This is a genomic window from Streptomyces sp. NPDC012825 (assembly GCF_042900925.1).
GTDB lineage: Bacteria > Actinomycetota > Actinomycetes > Streptomycetales > Streptomycetaceae > Streptomyces.
Genome location: NZ_JBIBBZ010000012.1, coordinates 15,782 through 36,651 on the forward strand (window position 1 = coordinate 15,782; position 20,870 = coordinate 36,651).

General features: G+C 74.2%; 21 protein-coding genes, 1 pseudogene and 1 riboswitch. Of the genes and pseudogenes, 14 read left to right on the forward strand and 8 right to left on the reverse strand.

Annotated features, from left to right (window positions below):
- Positions 1 to 15: 15 nt before the first annotated feature.
- From ACFY7E_RS23085 to ACFY7E_RS23100, 4 genes are read right to left on the reverse strand one after another with little or no spacing between them, the layout of a single operon-like run.
- Positions 16 to 729, reverse strand: a complete 714-nt coding sequence (locus ACFY7E_RS23085; RefSeq protein ID WP_389487670.1) for an urease accessory protein UreF — start codon at positions 727 to 729, stop codon at positions 16 to 18.
- Entirely contained in the window at positions 729 to 2,450 is a 1,722-nt protein-coding gene (locus tag ACFY7E_RS23090) for an urease subunit alpha (protein ID WP_389487672.1), read from the reverse strand. Before ACFY7E_RS23090 ends, ACFY7E_RS23085 begins: the two co-directional genes overlap by 1 nt.
- Entirely contained in the window at positions 2,443 to 2,811 is a 369-nt protein-coding gene (locus ACFY7E_RS23095; RefSeq protein WP_383439192.1) for an urease subunit beta, read from the reverse strand. The genes ACFY7E_RS23090 and ACFY7E_RS23095 overlap by 8 nt, the downstream gene beginning before the upstream one ends.
- A 14-nt stretch (positions 2,812 to 2,825) precedes the next feature.
- Positions 2,826 to 3,128 (reverse strand): urease subunit gamma, encoded by a 303-nt coding sequence (locus ACFY7E_RS23100; RefSeq protein ID WP_030214289.1) that lies wholly within the window; start codon positions 3,126 to 3,128, stop codon positions 2,826 to 2,828.
- 258 nt (positions 3,129 to 3,386) lie between these two features.
- Here ACFY7E_RS23100 and ACFY7E_RS23105 point away from each other — a divergent pair, with 258 nt between their 5' ends.
- From ACFY7E_RS23105 to ACFY7E_RS23115, 3 genes and pseudogenes are all read left to right on the forward strand, one after another.
- Positions 3,387 to 3,623, forward strand: a complete 237-nt coding sequence (locus ACFY7E_RS23105) for an ATP-dependent Clp protease proteolytic subunit (protein WP_389487675.1) — start codon at positions 3,387 to 3,389, stop codon at positions 3,621 to 3,623.
- Positions 3,624 to 3,630: 7 nt separating this feature from the next.
- Positions 3,631 to 3,938: pseudogene (locus ACFY7E_RS23110) on the forward strand (hypothetical protein).
- Between the two features lie 315 nt (positions 3,939 to 4,253).
- Positions 4,254 to 4,460: riboswitch (cyclic di-AMP (ydaO/yuaA leader) on the forward strand.
- A 3-nt stretch (positions 4,461 to 4,463) separates the two neighbouring features.
- Positions 4,464 to 4,943, forward strand: coding sequence for a C40 family peptidase (locus ACFY7E_RS23115; protein ID WP_389487677.1), 480 nt, complete (start codon positions 4,464 to 4,466; stop codon positions 4,941 to 4,943).
- 105 nt (positions 4,944 to 5,048) lie between these two features.
- Here ACFY7E_RS23115 and ACFY7E_RS23120 read toward each other — a convergent pair whose 3' ends face one another.
- Entirely contained in the window at positions 5,049 to 5,486 is a 438-nt protein-coding gene (locus tag ACFY7E_RS23120) for an ATP-binding protein (protein ID WP_383439199.1), read from the reverse strand.
- A 161-nt stretch (positions 5,487 to 5,647) separates the two neighbouring features.
- Positions 5,648 to 6,871, reverse strand: a complete 1,224-nt coding sequence (locus ACFY7E_RS23125) for an 8-amino-7-oxononanoate synthase (protein WP_389487679.1) — start codon at positions 6,869 to 6,871, stop codon at positions 5,648 to 5,650.
- A gap of 182 nt (positions 6,872 to 7,053) precedes the next feature.
- On the opposite strand from ACFY7E_RS23125, the gene bioB reads away from it, so the two are divergent.
- The 7 genes from bioB (at position 7,054) to ACFY7E_RS23160 (ending at position 14,298) form a co-directional block, all read left to right on the forward strand.
- Positions 7,054 to 8,337, forward strand: a complete 1,284-nt coding sequence (gene bioB, locus ACFY7E_RS23130; protein ID WP_389487681.1) for a biotin synthase BioB — start codon at positions 7,054 to 7,056, stop codon at positions 8,335 to 8,337.
- Positions 8,330 to 9,610, forward strand: coding sequence for an adenosylmethionine--8-amino-7-oxononanoate transaminase (locus ACFY7E_RS23135; RefSeq protein WP_389487683.1), 1,281 nt, complete (start codon positions 8,330 to 8,332; stop codon positions 9,608 to 9,610). The genes bioB and ACFY7E_RS23135 overlap by 8 nt, the downstream gene beginning before the upstream one ends.
- Before the next feature lie 21 nt (positions 9,611 to 9,631).
- On the forward strand, positions 9,632 to 10,360 hold the full coding sequence (gene bioD / locus ACFY7E_RS23140) for a dethiobiotin synthase (protein WP_389487685.1): 729 nt from the start codon (positions 9,632 to 9,634) through the stop codon (positions 10,358 to 10,360).
- Positions 10,361 to 10,567: 207 nt separating this feature from the next.
- On the forward strand, positions 10,568 to 11,233 hold the full coding sequence (locus ACFY7E_RS23145; RefSeq protein WP_389487687.1) for a class I SAM-dependent methyltransferase: 666 nt from the start codon (positions 10,568 to 10,570) through the stop codon (positions 11,231 to 11,233).
- Positions 11,234 to 11,299: 66 nt separating this feature from the next.
- Entirely contained in the window at positions 11,300 to 11,722 is a 423-nt protein-coding gene (locus ACFY7E_RS23150) for a GNAT family N-acetyltransferase (RefSeq protein ID WP_389487689.1), read from the forward strand.
- A 213-nt stretch (positions 11,723 to 11,935) separates the two neighbouring features.
- Positions 11,936 to 13,282: a hemolysin family protein gene (locus ACFY7E_RS23155; RefSeq protein WP_389487691.1), complete on the forward strand. Its 1,347-nt coding sequence runs from the start codon at positions 11,936 to 11,938 to the stop codon at positions 13,280 to 13,282.
- On the forward strand, positions 13,279 to 14,298 hold the full coding sequence (locus ACFY7E_RS23160; protein ID WP_389487693.1) for a hemolysin family protein: 1,020 nt from the start codon (positions 13,279 to 13,281) through the stop codon (positions 14,296 to 14,298). The genes ACFY7E_RS23155 and ACFY7E_RS23160 overlap by 4 nt, the downstream gene beginning before the upstream one ends.
- Positions 14,299 to 14,377: 79 nt before the next feature.
- Here ACFY7E_RS23160 and ACFY7E_RS23165 read toward each other — a convergent pair whose 3' ends face one another.
- The gene (locus ACFY7E_RS23165; RefSeq protein ID WP_389487695.1) at positions 14,378 to 15,424 is read right to left on the reverse strand and encodes a maleylpyruvate isomerase N-terminal domain-containing protein; all 1,047 of its coding nucleotides are present in this window, start codon (positions 15,422 to 15,424) and stop codon (positions 14,378 to 14,380) included.
- A gap of 64 nt (positions 15,425 to 15,488) precedes the next feature.
- Here ACFY7E_RS23165 and ACFY7E_RS23170 point away from each other — a divergent pair, with 64 nt between their 5' ends.
- The 4 genes from ACFY7E_RS23170 to ACFY7E_RS23185 all read left to right on the forward strand — a co-directional run bounded on the left by ACFY7E_RS23170 (position 15,489) and on the right by ACFY7E_RS23185 (position 19,754).
- Positions 15,489 to 16,286, forward strand: a complete 798-nt coding sequence (locus tag ACFY7E_RS23170) for an SGNH/GDSL hydrolase family protein (RefSeq protein ID WP_389487697.1) — start codon at positions 15,489 to 15,491, stop codon at positions 16,284 to 16,286.
- 74 nt (positions 16,287 to 16,360) lie between these two features.
- A complete protein-coding gene (gene purB, locus ACFY7E_RS23175) occupies positions 16,361 to 17,803 on the forward strand; it encodes an adenylosuccinate lyase (RefSeq protein ID WP_389487699.1) in 1,443 nt (480 codons plus the stop codon).
- A gap of 62 nt (positions 17,804 to 17,865) precedes the next feature.
- The gene (gene mug / locus ACFY7E_RS23180; protein WP_389487701.1) at positions 17,866 to 18,369 is read left to right on the forward strand and encodes a G/U mismatch-specific DNA glycosylase; all 504 of its coding nucleotides are present in this window, start codon (positions 17,866 to 17,868) and stop codon (positions 18,367 to 18,369) included.
- A gap of 227 nt (positions 18,370 to 18,596) precedes the next feature.
- Positions 18,597 to 19,754: an ROK family transcriptional regulator gene (locus ACFY7E_RS23185; RefSeq protein WP_389487703.1), complete on the forward strand. Its 1,158-nt coding sequence runs from the start codon at positions 18,597 to 18,599 to the stop codon at positions 19,752 to 19,754.
- Between the two features lie 52 nt (positions 19,755 to 19,806).
- On the opposite strand, the gene ACFY7E_RS23190 is transcribed toward ACFY7E_RS23185, so the two are convergent.
- Positions 19,807 to 20,547 (reverse strand): GntR family transcriptional regulator, encoded by a 741-nt coding sequence (locus ACFY7E_RS23190; RefSeq protein WP_389487705.1) that lies wholly within the window; start codon positions 20,545 to 20,547, stop codon positions 19,807 to 19,809.
- Between the last annotated feature and the right edge of the window lie 323 nt (positions 20,548 to 20,870).

The window sequence follows — 20,870 nt, forward strand, 5'->3', positions numbered from 1 at the left end:
GGGGACGCCGGGGCGTCAGGACGCGAAGAGGCGGACCGGCCAGGCCGCGTGCTGTTCGGCGGTGAGGTCGAGCAGGGGTGCGGAGGCGGCCGGGAGTGCGTCCACCCCTTCCCGGGCGGCCGCCGCCGCCCGCTCGGCCACCCGGTCCATGTCCGGGGCGAGGCGGGCGAGGACGGCGGTGGCCCGGTAGGGGTCGAGGCCGAGGAGGCGCACCACCGCGGTCGCGGGACCGCCGACCGTCTCGTACGCCACGCAGTGCGCCGCGTCCTCGGGGCCGAGTCCGGCGGCCCGGGCGGCGGCGCCGAGGACGACGGGCTGGTGGGCGCCGCGCGGGAAGGCGGCCGCGAGCGCGTCGAGCCCGGGGTCCGGCCAGGTGGCGCGGGCGGCCCGCATCATCTGGCGGCCGAGTCTGCGGGCGGCGGCGCGCAGGGCGGGCGAGGGGGTGCGGGCGTCGGCCGCCGCGTCGAGCGCGTACGGGTCGAGTCCGTGCGCGGCCCCGGCGGCGAGTCCGGCGGAGGTGAGGCCCGTGGTGTGCAGGCGTCCCCGGCAGAAGGCCTCCAGGTCGTCGGCGTCCTTGATCCGGCCGGCCCGGACGGCGGCCTCGGCGCCTCCGGAGTGGGCGTGCCCGCCGGCGGGGAACCGCCCGTCGGCGAGCACGAGCAGAGCCGAGCGCGTCCCCGTCCGCGTATGCGCACGCGTATCCGTCCGCGTATCCGTTCGCGCCGTCATCAGAAGAGGAAGTAGCGCTGGGCCATGGGCAGTTCGGCGGCGGGGGCGGGTTCGACCGCCTCGCCGTCGATGGTCACCGTGAAGGTGTCCGCGTCGACCTCGACCCGGGGCAGCGCGTCGTTCTCGCGCATGTCGGCCTTGGTGACCCGCCGGGTGTTCCCGATGGCGGTGAACTCCTTGTTCAGGCGCAGGCGTTGCGGCAGGTCGTCCTCGATCGCCGCCCGCGCGACGAAGTTGAGCGAACCGGCCGCCGCGGCCTTGCCGAGCGCGCCGAACATCGGGCGGGGCAGGATCGGCTGGGGCGTGGGGATGGAGGCGTTGGCGTCGCCCATCTGCGCGTACGCGATCTGGCCGCCCTTCATGACGACGAGCGGTTTCACGCCGAAGAAGGCGGGCTCCCAGAGCACCAGGTCCGCGAGCTTCCCGGGTTCGACGGAGCCGATGAGGTGGTCCATGCCCTGGGCGGCGGCCGGGTTGATCGTGTACTTGGCGACGTAGCGGCGCGCCCGGTGGTTGTCGGCGCGGCCGTCGCCGGGCAGGGCGCCGCGCCGCTTCTTCATGACGTGGGCGGTCTGCCAGGTCCGCATGACCACCTCGCCGATCCGGCCCATGGCCTGGGAGTCGGAGGAGATGATCGAGATGGCGCCGAGGTCGTGCAGGACGTCCTCGGCGGCGATGGTGGAGGGCCGGATGCGGGACTCCGCGAAGGCGAGGTCCTCGGGGACGGCCGGGTTGAGGTGGTGGCAGACCATCAGCATGTCGAGGTGTTCCTCGATGGTGTTGACGGTGTGCGGCCGGGTCGGGTTGGTGGAGCTGGGCAGGACGTACGGCTCGGAGACGACCGTGATGATGTCGGGTGCGTGCCCGCCGCCCGCGCCCTCGGTGTGGTACGCGTGGACGGTGCGGCCGGCGATGGCGGCGAGGGTGTCGCCGACGAAGCCGGCCTCGTTGAGGGTGTCGGTGTGGATGGCGAGCTGGGCGCCCGTCTCCTCGCACACGTCCAGGCAGGTGTCGATGACGGCCGGGGTGGCGCCCCAGTCCTCGTGGATCTTGAACCCGAGGGCTCCGCCGCGCAGTTGGGAGTGCATGGCCTCGCGGGACATGGTGTTGCCCTTGCCGAGGAGGCCGATGTTGACCGGGAAGGTGTCGAGCGCCTCGAACATCCGGGCCAGGTGCCAGGGGCCGGGGGTGATGGTGGTCGCCTTGGTGCCCTCGGCCGGTCCGGTGCCGCCGCCGACGAGGGTGGTGACGCCGGTGGCGAGGGCCTGTTCGACGACGGTCGGCGAGATGAAGTGGACGTGGGCGTCGACGGCTCCGGCGGTGACGATCCGCCCGTTGCCGACGACGATCTCGGTCTCGGGGCCGATCACGAGGTCGGGGTGGACGCCGTCCATGGTGTCGGGGTTGCCGGCCTTGCCGAGGGCGGTGATCCGTCCGTCGCGGATGCCGATGTCGGCCTTGACGATCCCCCAGTGGTCGATGACCACGGCGCCGGTGATCACGGTGTCGGGGGCGCCCTCGGCGCGGGTGGTGCGGGCCTGGCCCATGGACTCGCGGACGACCTTGCCGCCGCCGAAGACGGCCTCCTCACCGGCGCGGCCGGGGCCGCCGGAGCGGTCCTCCTCGATCTCCACGAGGAGGTCGGTGTCGGCGAGGCGGATGCGGTCGCCGGTGGTGGGGCCGAACAGGTCGGCGTAGACGGCGCGGTGCAGCTCAGGCACGGAGGTCTCCGTTCGCCCCGGCGGGGGTCTCGTCGGTGCTCGGGGCGGTCTCCGCGTCGAGCGGGCCGGCGGTCTCGCCGCGCAGTCCGGGCACGACGCGGCGGCCGGCGATCGGGACGAGTTCGACCTCGACCGGGATGCCGGGCTCGAAGCGGACGGCGGTTCCGGCGGCGATGTGCAGCCGTCGTCCGTGCGCGGCGGCGCGGTCGAACTCCAGGCCGGGGTTGACCTCGGCGAAGTGGTAGTGGGAGCCGACCTGGACGGGCCGGTCGGCGGCGTTGAGCACGGTGAGGCGGGTGACGGGGCGTCCCTCGTTGAGGGCGACGGGGCCGTCCGCGTGGAGGATCTCTCCGGGGATCATTCGGCGGCGCCCGTTCAGACGATGGGGTCGTGGACGGTGACGAGCTTGGTGCCGTCCGGGAAGGTGGCCTCGACCTGGACGTCGTGGATCATCTCGGGGATGCCCTCCATGACGTCGTCGCGGGTGAGCACCTTGCGGCCGGAGGCCATCAGCTCGGCGACGGTCCGGCCGTCGCGGGCGCCCTCCAGGATGTGGGAGGTCAGGAGGGCGACGGCCTCGGGGTGGTTGAGCCGTACGCCCCGGGCCCTGCGCTTCTCGGCCACGTCCGCCGCCACATGGATGAGCAGGCGTTCCTGCTCGTGCGGGCTCAGTTGCACTCTTCCACCTCACAGTCGTCGACCGGGACGGCACCCGGACAGCTGCGGACCCTACCGAGCGTCAACACTCTGTTGAACTGCTCGGATGCGGTCCGCGGCGAGACATTGCACGTTAGGGCGGAAGTTTTTCCGGCTCGTTAACTCCGGCTTTGCGTTCCCATGATCATCCGACCGGTGGCGACCACCGGGGAGCGCCGGGCTCGTGGTGGCGGGCCGCGAGCCCGAAGTGCCCTGTTCGCCGGGAACGGAGTCGAGGGAGTGGAACCCGGAGCTGGAGTACGCGGCGCCGGACCGGGACATCGCGCTCCACATCAACTCCCCCGGCGGCTCCGTCAGCGCGCCCCGACGGCCGGGCTGCTCGCCGAACACGCCGGACGGAGCAGCGAGCGGGTCGGGGCCGACCTCGACCGCCCCACGGTCCTGGACGCCCCGGCCGCCGTCGAGTACGGGCTCGTGGACCACGTGGTCCCGAGCCGGCGCGACGCGGTCGGGTGAGCGGGCCGTGGTTCCCGAGCCGCCGCCGCTGCCCGCCCCGACCCGGGCCGAGGGCGAGTTCGTCGACGCACACCTCGCGGTCGTCGACCTCGTGGGGAGGATCAACCCATCCGGAACCGCGCATGCCCATGGGGCCCTGAGGGCGGCTCAGGCCCTCGCGGGACGCGCGGAGGAGCTGCGCGACGTTCCTTGGCCCTCATGCACGCGCGGGGCGAGAGCGAGGTCCACGCGGAGACCCCGGCGCGCTCCCTGCGGGTGCTGGACGGGGAGCGGCGGGCCGGGCGGGTCACGCTCCCCCGGGCGCGACGGAGTTGACATTCCGGCATGTCGTGTCGAGGGCCGGACGGCCGACATCCGCGCCGGAAGCGCTCGTCCGTTCGGTTGAGTCGATGAGTCGACATATGGCTCCGGCGAGTTGCGCGGCGAGTGTACACATCTGGCCGAATCAGGCGTTCCTTTGCTGGTACGGGGCCCTTTGGCCAAACCTCCGACGATCACGAAAGCATCCTGTCCACTCGAATGGATCAGTCGTGAGGACTCTCACATATCGCTGTTTCCACTCGGATTTCGACCAAGTTGTGGGGCAAGATCCCTGCCGACGACAAGCCCCCGCCATCCGAGGCGGGGCGGTCCGGGCGGACGCCGAGTCCTGCCGCTGTCCCGGACGTCTGGTCGACAGGATTGGATCGGCAGGAGTGGAGGACCCGAGCAGTACGGGCCGTACGCGCTGTTTCCGCAGCGGGATGGGCCCTTGGGGTGAAGCCGCAACCGCGGCCGGGCATCTTCGCCTGCCCGAACCCGACAGGTCATCCTTCACAGGCGGCTGACGAAGGGTTGCGCATGACTGCGCAGATGCACGTCCCGTCCCTGCTGTCCCGGGCCGGAGCCGTCTCGGCTCTCACCCTCGCCGCCGTCGGCGGCACGCTGCTCGCGCCGGGCGCGGCACCGGAGGCCCAAGCGGCGACCACCGCACACGCGAACAAGGCGCTGAGCATCGCCGCCTCCAAGAAGGGCGCGCCGTACCGCTACGGGGCCGCGGGGCCCTCCCGGTTCGACTGCTCGGGCCTGACGCTCTACGCGTACAAGAAGGCGGGCAAGTCGCTGCCCCGCACCGCGCAGCAGCAGTACAACAAGACCCGGCACGTCTCCGCCGGCAGCAGGCAGAAGGGGGACCTGGTCTTCTTCCACTCCGGCGGAAGGGTCTACCACGTGGGCATCTACGCCGGGAGCGGCAAGATCTGGCACTCGCCCAAGACGGGCTCCTGGGTGAAGCTCGACAAGATCTGGTCGTCGAAGGTCTACTACGGACGCGTCCGGTGACCCCGCCCGGGCGCTGACCGGGCGCCGTGAAGGACGCCGGGGGGGGTGCGGTGGCGCCGCCGCACCCGAACCGTCGCCGGGGAGGCCCCGGCCGCCGGAGGAGCGCTAACAGCCCACCGGCGCGGCCGCCTTCCACGGCAGGACGATGCCGACCGTCTTGCCGCCCTCCGCGGTCGGGGTCACCGAGAGGCGGCCGCCGGACTCCGCCGCCAGGGAGCGGATGATCACCATGCCGCGCCCGTTGTCCTGCTGGACCGCCGCCGGAAGGCGGCGGGGGTGGCGCGGGTGGCTGTCCGTGACGCCGACGTGGAGCTGCTCGCCGCGCTCCAGGCGGACGCCGACCGTGAAGGTGGGCGACTGGCCGAAGGTGTGCAGGACGGCGTTGGTGGCCAGTTCCGAGACGATCAGCCGGACCGCGTCCGCCTGGTCGGAGGACTCGTCGAGGCCCCAGTCGGTGAGGACCTCCGCGACGTACCGCCGGGCGGCGGGGACCGAGGCGGGCTCGCTCGGCAGGGTGACGGATGCTTCCTGATGGTCTGCCATGGCGACTCTGTCCCTTTCCCGCCCGGGGCCGCTGCCCCGGATCCACTGCGCGTCAGAGTCCCACCGATGGCGCCGCGCCGTACGGGGTTCCACCGGGCCGGGGCCCATCTGTCGCCCGAAGCGGTGAACCGTACGACGCGTGAACGCCTCCGGCCCGGCCCTCAGCGGGCGGGCGCGGTCCGCAGGACCGTCTCCACCGCGCGGTCGACCTGCGCGTCCGTCAGGTCGGCGCGTGCCGTGAGGCGCAGGCGCGAGACGCCGTCGGGGACGGACGGGGGCCGGAAGCAGCCGACCGCCAGCCCCTGTTCCCGGCAGTCCGCCGCCCAGCGCAGCGCCGCCTCCGGCGAGGGGGCGCGGACCGAGACCACGGCCGCGTCGGGCCGGGCCGCCGTCAGACCGGCCGCGGTCAGCCGCTCGTACAGGCCGGTGGCGACGGTGCGGACCCGTCCGGCGAGTCCCGGTTCGGCCTCGATCAGGCGCAGGCTCGCGAGGGCGCCGCCGACGGCGGCCGGGGCGAGGCCGGTGTCGAAGATGAAGGTGCGGGCGGCGTTCACCAGGTGCTCGATCACCCGGGCCGGGCCGAGGACCGCGCCGCCCTGGCTGCCCAGGGACTTGGACAGGGTCAGGGTGGCGACCACGTCCGCGTCGCCCGCGAGCCCGGCGCCGTGCGCCGCGCCCCGGCCGCCGTCGCCGAGGACGCCGAAGCCGTGGGCGTCGTCCACGACGAGCCCGGCGCCGTGCGCGCGGCAGGCGGCGGCGAGCTCCGCGAGCGGGGCCCGGTCGCCGTCGACGGAGAAGACGGAGTCGCTGACGACGAGGGCCCGGCGCCCGGGATGCGCCTCCAGGGTCTTCCGTACGGCCTCGGGGTCGGCGTGCGGGACGACTGCGGTCTCGGCGCGCGCCAGGCGGCAGCCGTCCACCAGGGAGGCGTGGTTGGCCGCGTCCGAGACGATCAGGGAGTCCCGGCCGCCGAGCGCCGTGAGCACGGCGAGGTTGGCGGTGTAGCCGGAGGAGAAGACGAGGGCCGCCTCGAAGCCGCAGAAGGCGGCGAGTTCGCGCTCCAGGTCGGTGTGGAGCAGGGTGGTGCCGGTGACGAGCCGGGAGCCGGTGGAGCCGGCGCCCCAGCGCCGGGCCGCCCCGGCCGCCGCTCCGGTGACCTCGGGCCTGCGGGTGAGGCCCAGGTAGTCGTTGCCCGCCAGGTCGAGGAGGTCCGACTCGGCCGCCCGGGGCCGCAGCGTGCGGACGAGACCGGCGTCGGCCCGGCGGCGCGCCTCGGCGTCGGTCCAGTCGAAGGCGGTGCGGCGCGGACCGGCGGTCCGTGCGTCGTCCGGCGCGGCCCCGGCGGCCCGTGCGTCGTCCGCCCGTGCGTCGTCGGCCTGTGGCATGCGGGATCCTCCGTCGGCGTCCTCGCCGGCGGGTCGGCCGGTCGGCGGCTTTTGTAGGCAGCGCACAGACCCTAGCCGCAGGGGACCGGGATCGTGGTGTGGTCATCCACACACCTCGTTCGGGGCCGTTTGTTCGGATCCTCCTTGGCCCGGGGGCGGGCGGTAGGCCAGGATCAGCGGTTATGGACCTGCTGAACACGCTGGTGGAGAAGGGGCTGCGGCGCGAGCCGCCGACCCGTGAAGAAGCGCTCGCCGTCCTGGCGACCTCCGACGACGAACTGCTCGATGTGGTGGCCGCGGCCGGCAAGGTGCGCCGCCGGTGGTTCGGACGGCGGGTGAAGCTCAACTACCTGGTCAACCTCAAGTCCGGCCTGTGCCCCGAGGACTGCTCGTACTGTTCGCAGCGGCTCGGCTCCAAGGCGGAGATCCTCAAGTACACTTGGCTGAAGCCGGACGAGGCCTCCCGGGCCGCCGCGGCGGGCGTCGCGGGCGGCGCCAAGCGGGTGTGCCTGGTGGCGAGCGGACGCGGTCCGACGGACCGGGACGTCGAGCGGGTCGGCAGGACCATCGAGGCCATCAAGGAGCAGAACGAGGGCGTCGAGGTGTGCGCCTGCCTCGGCCTGCTCTCGGACGGCCAGGCGGAGCGGCTGCGGGAGGCCGGCGCCGACGCGTACAACCACAATCTGAACACGTCCGAGGCGACGTACGGCGGGATCACCAAGACCCACACGTACGCCGACCGGGTGGACACCGTGCGGAAGGCGCACTCCGCGGGCCTGTCGGCCTGTTCGGGCCTGATCGCGGGCATGGGCGAGGCCGACGAGGACCTGGTCGACGTCGTGTACGCGCTGCGGGAGCTGGGCTCGGACTCGGTGCCGGTCAACTTCCTCATCCCGTTCGAGGGCACCCCGCTCGCCAAGGAGTGGAACCTGACCCCGCAGCGCTGCCTGCGGATCCTGGCGATGGTCCGCTTCGTCTGCCCCGACGTCGAGGTGCGGATCGCCGGCGGCCGCGAGGTGCACCTGCGCTCGATGCAGCCGCTCGCGCTGCACATCGCGAACTCGATCTTCCTGGGCGACTACCTGACCAGTGAGGGCCAGGCCGGCCGGGCCGACCTGGACATGATCGCGGACGCGGGCTTCGAGGTGGAGGGCGCGGGCACGCCCACGCTGCCCGCGCACCGCGCGGACGCGCTCGCGGCGGCCGGCGGCGGCTGCGGTTCGGGCGGCGGCGCGGAGGCCGGCGGCGGGTGCGGCTCGCACGCCCCGGCGGAGGGCGGCGCGGCTGAGGGCGGTACGGGCTGCGGCTCGCACTCCGGTGGCGGCTGCGGCCCCTGCGGCGGGCACGTCCCGGACCGGGAGTCCGCCGAGGCTCCGGCCGCCGAGACCGCGCCGGGCGGCGCCCGGACCGATCTGGTGGCGGTGCGCCGCCGGGGAGCCGGGACGGACCTCGCGCCGAATGCGTAACGACGAGCTCCTCGCCCTGGACCGGGCGCACGTCTGGCACCCGTACGGCCCCATGCCGGGCCGTACGGAGCCGCTGGTCGTCGCGTCCGCGTCCGGGGTGCGCCTCCGGCTCGCCGAACCCGCCGAGGGCCGGGCCGAGTTGATCGACGGCATGTCCTCGTGGTGGTCGGCGGTCCACGGCTACAACCACCCCGTCCTCAACGAGGCGGCGCGCGGTCAGCTCGACCGGATGAGCCACGTCATGTTCGGCGGGCTCACCCACGAGCCGGCCGTCCGCCTCGCGAGCCGGCTCGTGGAGATCACCCCCGAACCGTTGCGGCACGTCTTCCTCAGCGACTCGGGCTCGGTCTCCGTCGAGGTGGCGGTCAAGATGTGCCTGCAGTACTGGCGTTCGCTCGGCCGTCCCGAGAAGCGACGGCTCTTCACCTGGCGCGGCGGCTACCACGGGGACACCTGGCAGCCGATGTCGGTGTGCGACCCCGAGGGCGGGATGCACGAGCTGTGGGCCGGGGTCCTCCAGCCGCAGGTCTTCACGGACGCCCCGCCGGCCGCGTACGAGGAGTCGTACGCCGAGCTGCTGCGGACCGCGATCGGGCGGCACGCGCACGAGCTGGCCGCGGTGGTCGTGGAGCCGGTGGTGCAGGGCGCGGGCGGGATGCGCTTCCACGACCCGGGCTATCTGCGGGTGCTGCGGGAGGCCTGCGACGAGCACGGCGTACTGCTGGTGTTCGACGAGATCGCGACCGGGTTCGGGCGCACGGGCACGCTGTTCGCGGCCGACGCGGCCGGGGTCTCCCCCGACGTGATGTGCGTGGGCAAGGCGCTGACGGGCGGTTACCTGTCGATGGCCGCGACGCTCTGCACGGGCCGGGTGGCCGACGGGATCTCGCGGGGCGAGGTGCCGGTCCTGGCGCACGGGCCGACGTTCATGGGCAACCCGCTGGCCTCGGCGGTGGCCCTGGCCTCGATCGACCTGCTGCTCTCGCAGGACTGGCGGGTCGAGGTCGAGCGGATCGAGGCCGGGCTGCGCGACGGGCTCGCCCCGGCCGCCGCCCTGCCGGGGGTGCGGGACGTGCGGGTGCTCGGCGCGATCGGGGTCGTCCAGCTCGACCACGAGGTCGACATGGCGGCGGCGACGCGCGCGGCGGTCCGGGAGGGCGTGTGGCTGCGCCCGTTCCGGGACCTGATCTACACGATGCCGCCGTACGTGACCGGCGACGAGGACGTGGCCCGGATCTGCGCGGCGGTACGGGCCGCCGCGGCGGCGGGCTGAGAAGAAGGATCGGAGCGGACTGTGGGAATCGTCGTCGTCAGCGGCACCGGGACCGAGATCGGCAAGACGGTCGTGACCGCGGCGGTGGCCGCCGTGGCGACCTCCGCCGGGCGTTCGGTCGCCGTGCTCAAGCCCGCCCAGACGGGCGTCGGGCCGGACGAGCGGGGTGACGCGGACGAGGTCGTACGGCTCTCGGGCGCCGTCGCCTCGGCCGAACTGGGCCGCTTCCCGGAGCCGCTGGCCCCCGGTACGGCCGCCCGGCGGGCCGGGCTCGCGCCGGTCGGGCCCCGGGAGGTCGCCGAGGCCGCCCGGAAGCTGGCCGCCGGGCACGACCTGGTCCTCGTGGAGGGGGCGGGCGGACTGCTCGTCCGCTTCGACGAAGAGGGCGGCACGCTGGCGGACGCGGCGGCACTGCTCGGCGCGCCGGTCCTGGTGGTGGCCCCGGCCGGGCTCGGGACGCTCAACTCGGCGACGCTGACGGGCGAGGCGCTGCGGGCGCGCGGCATCGAGCAGCTGGGCGTGGTGGTCGGCAGCTGGCCGGCCGCGCCGGACCTGGCGGCCCGCTGCAACCTGGCCGACCTGCCGGAGGCGGCGGGCGCGCCGCTGCTCGGAGCCGTACCGGAGGGCTCGGGCGCCCTGCCCCCGGCGGCCTTCCGCGCGGCGGCGGAAAGCTGGCTGGCCCCGGCCCTGGGCGGCACGTGGGACGCGGACGCGTTCACGAAGACGCACGCGGAGCCGTACGGGCGCTGACCGCCCACCGGTTGCGCCCTCGGTGCCGGATTCCCCGTACGCCCCGGGGTCCGGGTCCCGCGCGCCCGGGACGTCACGGGCCGGACGCGCTCCTGCCGTACGGGCCGGGCGCGGGGATCCGTGCGGTCGGGGGGCGGCCCGTCGGGCCGCTTCGGGTGGGGCGGCTCCGTAGGCTGGAGGTACGCGCGCCTGTGCAAGGAGCCTCCGATGACGTCTTCGCGGCCGGCGCCCGGGAGTCCGCCCCGGGTGCGCCACCCCCTCTTCGCCCGCTTCTACGCCCGGTTCAGCGTCTCCGCCGAGACGCGGGGCGGGATCGGGCCGCTCCGGGCCGAGCTGCTCGCCGGTCTCACCGGCCGGGTCGTCGAGGTCGGGGCCGGGAACGGGCTGAACTTCGCGCACTACCCGGTGGGCGTCACGGAGGTCGTGGCCGTCGAGCCGGAGGACCGGCTGCGGAGGCTGGCCGAGCGGGCCGCGCGGCGGGCGGCCGTTCCGGTGACCGTGGTGCCGGGGACGGCCGAGGCGCTGCCCGCGCGGGACGGCGCCTTCGACGCGGCGGTGGTCTCCCTGGTCCTGTGCACGGTGCGGGACGTGCCGGCGGCCCTCGTGGAGCTGCGCCGGGTCCTGCGTCCCGGCGGCGAGCTGCGCTTCTTCGAGCACGGGGCGGCGGACACGCCGGGGCTCGCGCGGGTGCAGCGGGGCCTCGACCGCACGGTGTGGCCGCTGCTCTTCGGCGGCTGCCACACCTCCCGCACCCCGTTGGCGGAGATCGAGGAGGCCGGGTTCGTCCTCGGCCCGTACCGCTCCTTCGACGTCCCGGAGGGCGGGCCGCGGCTGCCGTCCTCCCCCTGCGTCCTGGGCACGGCGAGGCGGTGAGGCGCCGCCGTCCCGCTCCCCGGAACCCCCTGGCACGGCCGGAGGCCCCCGTGATGGGATCCGGCCATGATCGAGCTGCAGATACGTACCGCCACTGTCGACGAGGCCGGGGCAGTCCTGGCCTTCTGGCGGGAGTCCGCCGAGGGGACGTCCGTCTCGGACGACGTGCCGGGGGTCACCCGGCTCGTCGAGCGGGACCCTGAGGCCCTGCTCCTCGCGGTGGCCGACGGACGGATCGTGGGGTCCGTGATCGCCGGCTGGGACGGCTGGCGCGCCTCCCTCTACCGGCTCGCCGTCCTTCCCTCGTACCGGCGCAGGGGGATCTCCACCGCGCTCCTGCGGGCGGCCGAGGAGCGGTTCGCCGCGCTCGGCGGGCGGCGCGCGGACGCCATGGTCCTGGAGGCGAACGGAACGGGGCGGATGCTCTGGGCCGCCGCCGGGTACCAGCGCGAGGACCACTGGCGCCGCTGGGTGAAGCCACTGGCGTAACGAAGAGCACGGGGGGTGAACGGCACATCACTTTGCCTGTCCTTTACCATGGTTTCCCATCCCCACGACCGAAAGGTGTGAGCGTCCGCCCATGGGCGAGCCTCCCAGTAGCACTGGTTCCGAAAGACCCGAAGGACCCGGAAGTTCCGGCTCCGGCCGCCGACGCCGAGCGGTCCTCCTCCCGTCGCGTGATCATGGGACGGAGGTGAACCGATGACCGAAGTGCTTCTGCTCCTTCTCGCGCTCCTGCTCTCCCTCGCGTGCGGCGCCTTCGTCGCGGCCGAGTTCTCGCTGACCACGGTCGAGCGCGGCGAACTCGAAGCCGCCGTGAAGCGCGGCGAGCGCGGCGCGGCGGGCGCGCTCAAGGCCGTGAGGTCGCTGACGTTCCAGCTCTCCGGCGCCCAGCTCGGCATCACCGTCACCAACCTGGTGGTCGGCATGCTGGCCGAGCCCTCGGTCGCCGCGCTGATCAAGGGCCCGGTCGAGGCCCTCGGCCTCTCCCCGTCGGTGGCCTCCTCGGTGGCCCTGGTCCTGGGCACCGCCCTGTCGACCGTGGTCCTGATGGTGGTCGGCGAGCTGGTCCCCAAGAACTGGGCCATCTCCTCGCCGCTCGCCGTGGCGAAGGTGGTGGCCACCCCGCAGCGCGTGTTCACGGCCGCCTTCAAGCCGCTGATCAGCCATCTCAACAACACCGCGAACCGGATCCTGCGCCGGCTCGGCATGGAGCCGACCGAGGAGCTGGCCTCCGCGCGCTCCCCGCAGGAGCTGGTGGCGCTCGCCCGGCACTCCGCGAAGGAGGGGGCCCTGGAGGCGGACACGGCCGAGCTGTTCGTCCGCACCCTCAACCTGGCGGAGCTGACCGCCGAGAACGTGATGACGCCCCGCGTGCAGGTCACCGCCCTGGAGGTGCAGGCCACCGCCGAGGACGTGGCGAACGCGACCCGTGCGACCGGCCTGTCCCGCTTCCCCGTCTACCGGAACAGCCTGGACGCGGTCGTCGGCATCGCCCACATCAAGGACGTCCTCGTCATACCGGCCGCCGAGCGGCCCCGCCGCCCGATCGGGGAGATGCTGCGCGAGCCGCTGCTCGTCCCCGAGACGCTGACCGTGGACAGGCTGCTCGACCGGCTGTCCGGGAAGCAGACGATGGCGGTCGTCATCGACGAGTACGGCGGTACCGCCGGGGTCGTCACCCTGGAGGACATCGTCGAGGAGGTCGTCGGCGAGGTGCGCGACGAGCACGACCCGCACGAGACGCCGGACCTGGCACGGGCCGGCGAGGACGCGGAGGGGCGGGCGCTGTGGTCCGCCGACGGCGCGGTCCGCACCGACCAGCTCGGCACGATCGGCCTGCGGGTGCCGGACGGCCCGTACGAGACGCTCGCGGGCGTCGTCGCCCACGAGCTGGGCCGCATCCCGGCCGTCGGCGACGGCGTGGAGCTCGCCGGCTGGCGGCTCGACGTCGTGGACGCCTCCGGCCGGCGCGCGGCCCGCGTGCTGCTGCACGCGCCCGCGCACGACACCGAGACCGGTGACGAGACCGGGGAGGCCGGCCGATGATCGTGATCCAGTTGCTGATCGGCCTGCTCACCCTGGTCGTCAACGCCTTCTTCGTCGGCGCCGAGTTCGCCCTGATCTCGGTCCGCCGCAGCCAGATCGAGCCGCTGGCCGAGGCCGGGGACAAGCGGGCGCGCAGTGTCGTCTGGGGGCTGGAGCACGTCTCGGCGATGCTCGCGGCGGCCCAGCTCGGCATCACGCTCTGCACCCTGGTCCTCGGCATCGTCGCCGAGCCCGCCATCGCGCACCTGCTCGAACCGGTCTTCGACGCGGTCGGCGTCCCGCACGGCCTGGTGCACCCGATCTCGTTCGTGATCGCCCTGTCGCTCGCGACGTACCTGCACATGCTGCTCGGCGAGATGGTGCCGAAGAACATCGCGCTCGCCGAGCCGACGCGCTCGGCGCTGCTGCTCGGGCCGCCCCTGGTGGCGCTCGCGCGGACGCTGCGGCCGGTGATCTTCGCGATCAACGCCTTCGCGAACACCCTGCTCAAGCTGTTGCGGGTGGAGGTCAAGGACGAGGTCTCCGCGACCTTCTCGGACGACGAGCTGGCCCGCATGGTCACCGACGCCGGTGACGCCGGACTCCTGGACGACCGGGCCGCCGAGCGGCTGCACGACGCCCTGGAGCTGGGCCGCCGTCCCGTGCGGGACGTGGTGATGGTGGCGGACAAGGTGGTGTCCACCCCGGTCGGCACCACGCCCGAGGAGCTGGAGGCGCTGTCGGCGCGGACCGGGTTCTCCCGCTTCCCCGTGGTCGACGCGGAGCGCCGCATCGTGGGCTATCTGCACGTCAAGGACGCCCTGGACATCGTCCCGCGCGACCTGCCGTTCCCGGTGTCGTCGCTGCGGCCGATCGCCCGGGTGCGGGCGGAGACGCCGCTGGACGACGTCCTGACCGCGATGCGCCGCAGCCGGACGCACCTGGCGGCGGTGCTGGACGAGGACGACCGGCAGGCCGGGCTCGTGGCGATGGAGGACGTGCTGCGCGAGCTGGTGGGGCGCCCCGCGGCGTCGTAACCGGTCCGCGTGAACCGAAGGGCCCCGGGATCCGTCCCGGGGCCCTTCGGGCTTCGTCGCCCGTTCTTCGCTTCTTCGCTCAGAGCGCGGTGGCGGCCAGCCAGTCGTCCAGGAGGCTCCGGTCGCCGGTGTGCGTGAAGCACGGGTCGTCGGCGCCGTACCGGCGGTGCAGCAGGAGCAGCAGTTCCCCGGCGTCCGCCTCGACGACGGCGGTCGGCTCGGCGCCGGTGTCGCGGGTCCAGGTGAAGCCGCCCCCGCCGAGGACGAGGGTCCGGACGGCGCCGGTGTCGCGGGCGACGAGGCGCAGGACCGTTCCGTCCCGGCCGAGCCGGGAGACCGGTTCCGCGATCCGGGCGATGTACGGGGCGTCGGTCAGGAAGTGGTCGACGGCGGCCGTGGCCGTGGCCGGGTCGAGGGGGCCGGTCTTCCCGTCGACGGCGAGTTCGGCGTCGGCGAGGTGGACGAGGGTCTCGAAGAGCACGTGGCGGGGGTAGTGGCGGACGTGCGGGTCGGCGCCCGGGGACCAGACGGGGGCGTCCGGGTCGGCGCCGCGGGCGGTGGCGGCGAACCGCTCGGCACCGGCGACGAGCCAGTCGGCGTACGCGGCGGGGCCGGCCGGCGGGTCGAGGGGGACGTCCTCCGCGAGGACGCGGGTGGCGGCACGGGTCCGTACGAGGTGCTCGGCCCAGCGGTGGACCGTGCCGACGTGCCGGGCGAGGTCCGCGAGGGTCCAGTCGGGGCAGCCGGGGACGGGGGTGGCGGGGTCGGCGTCGCGGACGACGGCGGCGAGGCGCCGGGTGTGGTCCAGGACGGCGTCGCAGGCGGCGGCGTGGGGGTCCTCGGTGAGCCCGAAGCCCTCGGTGAGTCCGAAGGTGAGTCCGAATCCCTCGGAGACCCTGAGCAGCTCGTCGCGCCGGGGGCCCTCGGGTTCGCGCAGGGCGGCCGCGCGGAACAGCCCGTCGAGGGTCCGCCGGTCGTCCTCGGTGAGGCCGGCGAGGGTGTGGCCGGTGGTCTCCAGCCACTTCACCGCCGTGTCGGGGTCGAGGACGTCCTCGTCGGAGGTCTCGACCGCCGTCACCAGTCCGGCCAGTGCCTCGGCCAGAGCGCTCAGGAGCGCTTCGCTCATCGGATTTCCCCTCCCGGGTTCTCCACGGCACGCCTCGCATACCGCGCGGTATGATCGCTCCGCCATGGAGATCAATGCCACGTACAACAGTTTCGTCGCCCTCGGCGACAGCTTCACCGAGGGTATGTCGGACCTGAGGCCCGACGGCTCCTACGGCGGCTGGGCCGACGCCCTCGCGGGCCGCCTCGCCGCCCGCTCCCCCGGCTTCCGCTACGCGAACCTCGCCGTGCGCGGGAAGCTCATCGGACAGATCGTCGAGGAGCAAGTCGGCCCGGCCGCAACGATGGAGGCCGATGTGGTCACCCTCGTCGGCGGCCTCAACGACACCCTCCGCCCCAAGGTCGACATGGTCCGGGTGAGGGACCTCCTCACCGAGGCAGTGGAACGCCTCACACCCGCCTGCGGGCAGCTGGTCCTGATGCGCAGCCCCGGCCGGAACGGACCCGTCATGGAGCGCTTCCGGCCCCGGATGGAGGAGCTCTTCGCCCACATCGACGCGCTCGCCGCCCGGCACGGCGCCCTGGTCGTCGACCTGTACGGGGCGCCGTCGCTCGGCGACCCCCGCCTCTGGGACGTGGACCGGCTCCACCTGACGGCCGAGGGGCACCGGCGGGTCGCCGAGGCCGTGTGGCAGGCCCTCGGCCTGGAGCCCGAGGAGGACTGGCGCACCCCGATGGCGCCGACCGCGCGCCCCCGCTGGGCGAGCCGGCGGCTCGCGGACGCCCGCTTCGCCAGGGAGCACCTGGGCCCCTGGATCGGGCGGCGCCTGACCGGCCGCTCCTCCGGCGACGGCCGCGCGCCCAAGCGCCCGGAGCTGCTTCCGTACGCGCCCTCGGTGAGCGTCCGGTCCGAGCGCCCGTGACCCGCGTCTCGTAGCAAACTCCACATCGGACGGCGGCGCCGACCTGCAGAAACCGCCAGGTAAACTCTGCCCACGTGACTGCTGTGACTGCGAAGCCCCGCATCCCCAACGTTCTGGCCGGCCGCTACGCCTCCGCGGAGCTCGCCGTCCTCTGGTCCCCCGAGCAGAAGGTGAAGCTGGAGCGCCGACTGTGGCTCGCCGTGCTGCGTGCGCAGAAGGACCTCGGGATCGAGGTTCCGGAGGAGGCGCTCGCCGACTACGAGCGCGTCCTCGACCGGGTCGACCTCGGCTCCATCGCCGAGCGCGAGAAGGTCACCCGGCACGACGTGAAGGCCCGCATCGAGGAGTTCAACGCCCTCGCCGGCCACGAGCACGTCCACAAGGGCATGACCTCGCGCGACCTCACCGAGAACGTCGAGCAGCTCCAGATCCGCCTCTCCCTGGAGCTGATGCGGGACCGCACGGTCGCCGTCCTCGCCCGGCTGGGCAGGCTCTCCGCCGAGTACGCCGAGCTGGTCGTGGCCGGCCGCTCGCACAACGTCGCCGCGCAGGCGACCACCCTCGGCAAGCGGTTCGCGACGGCGACGGACGAGCTGCTCGTGGCGTACGCGCGCCTGGAGGAGCTGCTCGGCCGCTACCCGCTGCGCGGCATCAAGGGCCCGGTCGGCACCGCGCAGGACATGCTGGACCTGCTCGGCGGCGACGCCGGCAAGCTGGCCGAGCTCGAGCAGCGGATCGCCGGCCACCTCGGCTTCGCGCACGCCTTCACCTCGGTCGGCCAGGTCTACCCTCGCTCGCTCGACTACGACGTGGTCACCACCCTCGTCCAGCTGGCCGCCGCGCCGTCCTCGACCGCCAAGACGATCCGTCTGATGGCCGGCCACGAGCTGGTCACCGAGGGCTTCAAGCCCGGCCAGGTCGGCTCCTCGGCGATGCCGCACAAGATGAACACCCGCTCCTGCGAGCGCGTCAACGGCCTCATGGTCATCCTGCGCGGCTACGCCTCGATGACCGGCGAGCTGGCCGGCGACCAGTGGAACGAGGGCGACGTGTCCTGCTCCGTGGTCCGCCGCGTCGCGCTGCCGGACGCCTTCTTCGCCCTGGACGGCCTCCTGGAGACCTTCCTCACCGTGCTCGACGAGTTCGGCGCCTTCCCGGCCGTCGTCGCCCGCGAACTCGACCGCTACCTGCCCTTCCTGGCGACCACCAAGGTCCTCATGGGCGCGGTGCGCGCCGGGGTCGGCCGCGAGGTCGCCCACGAGGCCATCAAGGAGAACGCCGTGGCCTCCGCCCTCGCCATGCGCGAGCAGGGCGCCGAGCGCAACGAGCTCCTCGACAAGCTGGCCGCCGACGAGCGCATCCCGCTGGACCGGGCGCAGCTCGACGAACTGATGGCGGACAAGCTGTCCTTCACGGGTGCCGCCGCCGACCAGGTCGCCGCCGTGGTCGCGCGCGTCGACGAGATCCTGAAGCAGCACCCGGAGGCCGCCGGCTACACCCCCGGGGCGATCCTCTGACCCCCTCCCCCCGGTACACCCGGCAGGAGCTGGAGGCCGCTCGCGACCGCGTCGTTCCGGACGTGGTCGCGAGCGGCCTCTCGGTGCTCTTCTGCGGGATCAACCCGGGTCTGATGACGGCGGCGTCCGGCCACCACTTCGCCCGGCCCGGCAACCGGTTCTGGCCGGTGCTGCACCTGTCGGGGTTCACCCCGAGGCAGCTCCGGCCGGAGGAGCAGGAGGAGCTCCTGACGTACGGACTCGGGATCACCAACGTGGTGGCGCGGCCGTCCGCGCGGGCCGACGAGCTGACCCGCGAGGAGTACCTGGAGGGCGGACGGCTGCTCTCCGGGCGGGTGGAGCGCCTCGCGCCGCGCTGGCTCGCGATCGCCGGCGTCACGGCGTACCGCGCGGCCTTCGACGAGCCGAAGGCCGTGATCGGTCCGCAGGAGCGGACGATCGGCGCCACCCGGATCTGGGCCCTGCCCAGCCCGAGCGGCCTCAACGCCCACTGGTCGACGGCGGCGATGGCCGAGGAGTTCGCGCGGCTCCGCGAGGCGGCGGGGCTCCCGGAGGCGGGGGCGTAGGGCCCGCTCGGCGGGGGCCGTTCCGCTTCCCCGCCCCTCCTCGCGGCGCGGGGCGCCGTCCGCCCCGGGAGCGCCCGTCCGTCGCCGGTCGCGCCGGCCGGAGGCACGGAGCGCCGTCGGGGCCCCGGGGGCGGGTCGTCACCCAAGCGTGACAGGGGCGGCACTCGCCGCATCGGGGCCCATTGAGTACCATCCGGCTGAATGGCCACGAGCTGGGAGGACACACGGTGGGGCGGCTGACCGGCGGGGATCCGTCTCTGCTGCGGCGGATCAACTCCGCGGTGGTACTCCATGCGCTGCGGGGCGCCGACGCGCCCACGCTCACCGATCTGACCCGGATCACGGGTCTGTCGCGGCCCACGGTCGAAGGCGTCGTCGAAGGCCTCATGGAGGGCGGGCTCGTCGTCGAGTCGGCGCCCGAGGAGGGCGAGGCCCGGCGGCAGGGGCGTCCGGCGCGGAGGTTCCGCTTCCGTGCGGAGGCCGGTCATCTGCTCGGCATCGAGATCGGCCCGCACCGGGTGGCCGCCCTGCTCTCCGGCCTGGACGGACGGATCATCGGCGCGGGGTCCCGCGAGGTGTCGGAGACGGCGCCCGAGGACGAGCGGCTCGACCGGGTGCGCACGGTCGTCGCGGACGTGCTGCGCAGGGCCGGGGTCGCCCGGTCCAACCTGCGGGCCGTGGGCGTGGGCACGCCAGGCATCGTGGAGGCCGACGGGACCGTGCGGCTCGGGACGGCGCTGCCCGGCTGGACGGGTCTCGCGCTCGGCGAGCGGCTGCGCCGCTCCTTCCGCTGCCCGGTGATCGTGGAGAACGACGCCAACGCGGCGGCCGTCGCCGAGCACTGGAAGGGCGCCGCGACCGACTCCGACGACATCGTGTTCGTCCTGGCCGGGCTGAGCCCGGGGGCCGGTTCGCTGATCGGTGGCCGGCTGCACCGCGGTTTCGGCGGGGCGGCCGGGGAGATCGGCGCCCTGCACCTGCTCGGCCAGGGCGTCACCCCCGAGCACCTGCTCTCGACGACGGACGAGCCGCTGCACCCGCTGGACGAGCAGGCGGTCGCGGAGGTCTTCGCGCTGGCCAGGAAGGGCGACGCGCGGGCGGAGGCGGCGGTGGAGCGGTTCATCCAGCGGCTCGTGCACGACGTGGCGGCCCTCGTCCTGGCCATCGACCCGGAACTGGTCGTGGTGGGCGGCTGGGCGGCCGGTCTCGACGGGGTGCTCCAGCCGCTCCGCGAGGAGCTGGCCCGCTTCTGCCTGCGTCCGCCCCGGGTGGTGCTGTCCCTGCTGGGCGAGGCGGCGGTGGGCACGGGGGCGCTGCGGCTCGCCCTCGACCACGTCGAGGAGCAGTTGTTCGCGGTCGACGGAACGGTGACGGCCCGCCGCTGAACCGCCGGAGGGGCGGTCCGGGGACGGGCCGGTGCCGGTCGAGGAGCGTGCGCTACGAGGCCATGACCAGGTCGACCGAGTCGCCGAAGGTGAGGCGGCAGGTGTCGGCGCGGTAGGTGGCGACGGAGACGGCGGCGGTGCGGCCCCCGGAGAGGTAGCGGGTCGTCACGACGAGGACGGGCGCGCCCGGCAGCCGGTCGAGCTCCTTGGCGTCGTCGGCGCGGGCGGAGCCGAGCTCGACGGAGCGGTCCTGGCCGTCCAGGGCGAGGTGCTGGAGCTCGCGGAGCACGACGCGGGCACGGGCGGGGCCCGCGGGGACGTCGATGCCGCTGAGGTCGGGGACGGAGTCGGCCGGTACGTAGAGCAGCTCGGCGGCGACCGGCTGGCCCTGGCTGACCCGGAGGCGGCGGACGACGTGCACCCGGTCCTCGGCGCCGGTCTCCAGGACGCGCGCGACGGCGGCCGGGGGGACGTCGGAGGCGGAGTCCAGGGACTGCCAGGCCTCGTCGCCGACGCCCGGCCAGGCGTGCTGGGTGGTGGAGACGTCCACGCCGACGCGCGGCGGGGCGACCGTGGTGCCGACGCCGCGGCGGCGCTGGAGGCGTCCTTCCAGCTCCAGCTGCTCCAGGGCCTGCCGGAGCGTGGCCCGGGCGACGCCGAAGCGCGCGGCGAGCTCGCGCTCGTTGGGGAGGACCTCCCCGACGGCGAAGTCCGAGTCGAGCGCTTCGCCGATCACTGTCTTGAGATGCTGGTACTTCGGTTCCGGTACCGATGCCAGCTGCGTGGTCCCCACCCTGATCCTCCGCAATTCGCCGTGTCCCGCGGCGTTTTTCCGCGCCCTTGTTTATTAAAGGTTCCTGCACTAACTCTGCGACCATAAGGCGAGCCACCCCCTTGGTCAAGACCAATCCTCCGTCGAAAACCCCGGAATGTGGCCCTCTGACCTAGATCGTTCACAGGACGTTCGCACCCCTGTGAGGCTCCGGTAGCGGAAAACCCCCGCTCCGGGGCGGTGGAGGCGGGGGTTCGTGCGGCGCCGGCGACATCGGGCGGCCGCGGGGTCCGCTCCCCCGGGGGAGAACACCGCGTTATGGCCAAGTGCTATTACCCCGTGCG

What these genes read in the sequence shown, in the direction of transcription:
- ACFY7E_RS23085 (WP_389487670.1), bottom strand. Translation starts at nt 729, where the DNA reads ATGACGGCGCGAACGGATACGCGGACGGATACGCGTGCGCATACGCGG.
- ACFY7E_RS23095 (WP_383439192.1), bottom strand. Translation starts at nt 2,811, where the DNA reads ATGATCCCCGGAGAGATCCTCCACGCGGACGGCCCCGTCGCCCTCAAC.
- ACFY7E_RS23115 (WP_389487677.1), top strand. Translation starts at nt 4,464, where the DNA reads ATGACTGCGCAGATGCACGTCCCGTCCCTGCTGTCCCGGGCCGGAGCC.
- ACFY7E_RS23120 (WP_383439199.1), bottom strand. Translation starts at nt 5,486, where the DNA reads ATGGCAGACCATCAGGAAGCATCCGTCACCCTGCCGAGCGAGCCCGCC.
- ACFY7E_RS23125 (WP_389487679.1), bottom strand. Translation starts at nt 6,871, where the DNA reads ATGCCACAGGCCGACGACGCACGGGCGGACGACGCACGGGCCGCCGGG.
- bioB (WP_389487681.1), top strand. Translation starts at nt 7,054, where the DNA reads ATGGACCTGCTGAACACGCTGGTGGAGAAGGGGCTGCGGCGCGAGCCG.
- ACFY7E_RS23135 (WP_389487683.1), top strand. Translation starts at nt 8,330, where the DNA reads ATGCGTAACGACGAGCTCCTCGCCCTGGACCGGGCGCACGTCTGGCAC.
- ACFY7E_RS23145 (WP_389487687.1), top strand. Translation starts at nt 10,568, where the DNA reads ATGACGTCTTCGCGGCCGGCGCCCGGGAGTCCGCCCCGGGTGCGCCAC.
- ACFY7E_RS23150 (WP_389487689.1), top strand. Translation starts at nt 11,300, where the DNA reads ATGATCGAGCTGCAGATACGTACCGCCACTGTCGACGAGGCCGGGGCA.
- ACFY7E_RS23155 (WP_389487691.1), top strand. Translation starts at nt 11,936, where the DNA reads ATGACCGAAGTGCTTCTGCTCCTTCTCGCGCTCCTGCTCTCCCTCGCG.
- ACFY7E_RS23160 (WP_389487693.1), top strand. Translation starts at nt 13,279, where the DNA reads ATGATCGTGATCCAGTTGCTGATCGGCCTGCTCACCCTGGTCGTCAAC.
- ACFY7E_RS23165 (WP_389487695.1), bottom strand. Translation starts at nt 15,424, where the DNA reads ATGAGCGAAGCGCTCCTGAGCGCTCTGGCCGAGGCACTGGCCGGACTG.
- ACFY7E_RS23170 (WP_389487697.1), top strand. Translation starts at nt 15,489, where the DNA reads ATGGAGATCAATGCCACGTACAACAGTTTCGTCGCCCTCGGCGACAGC.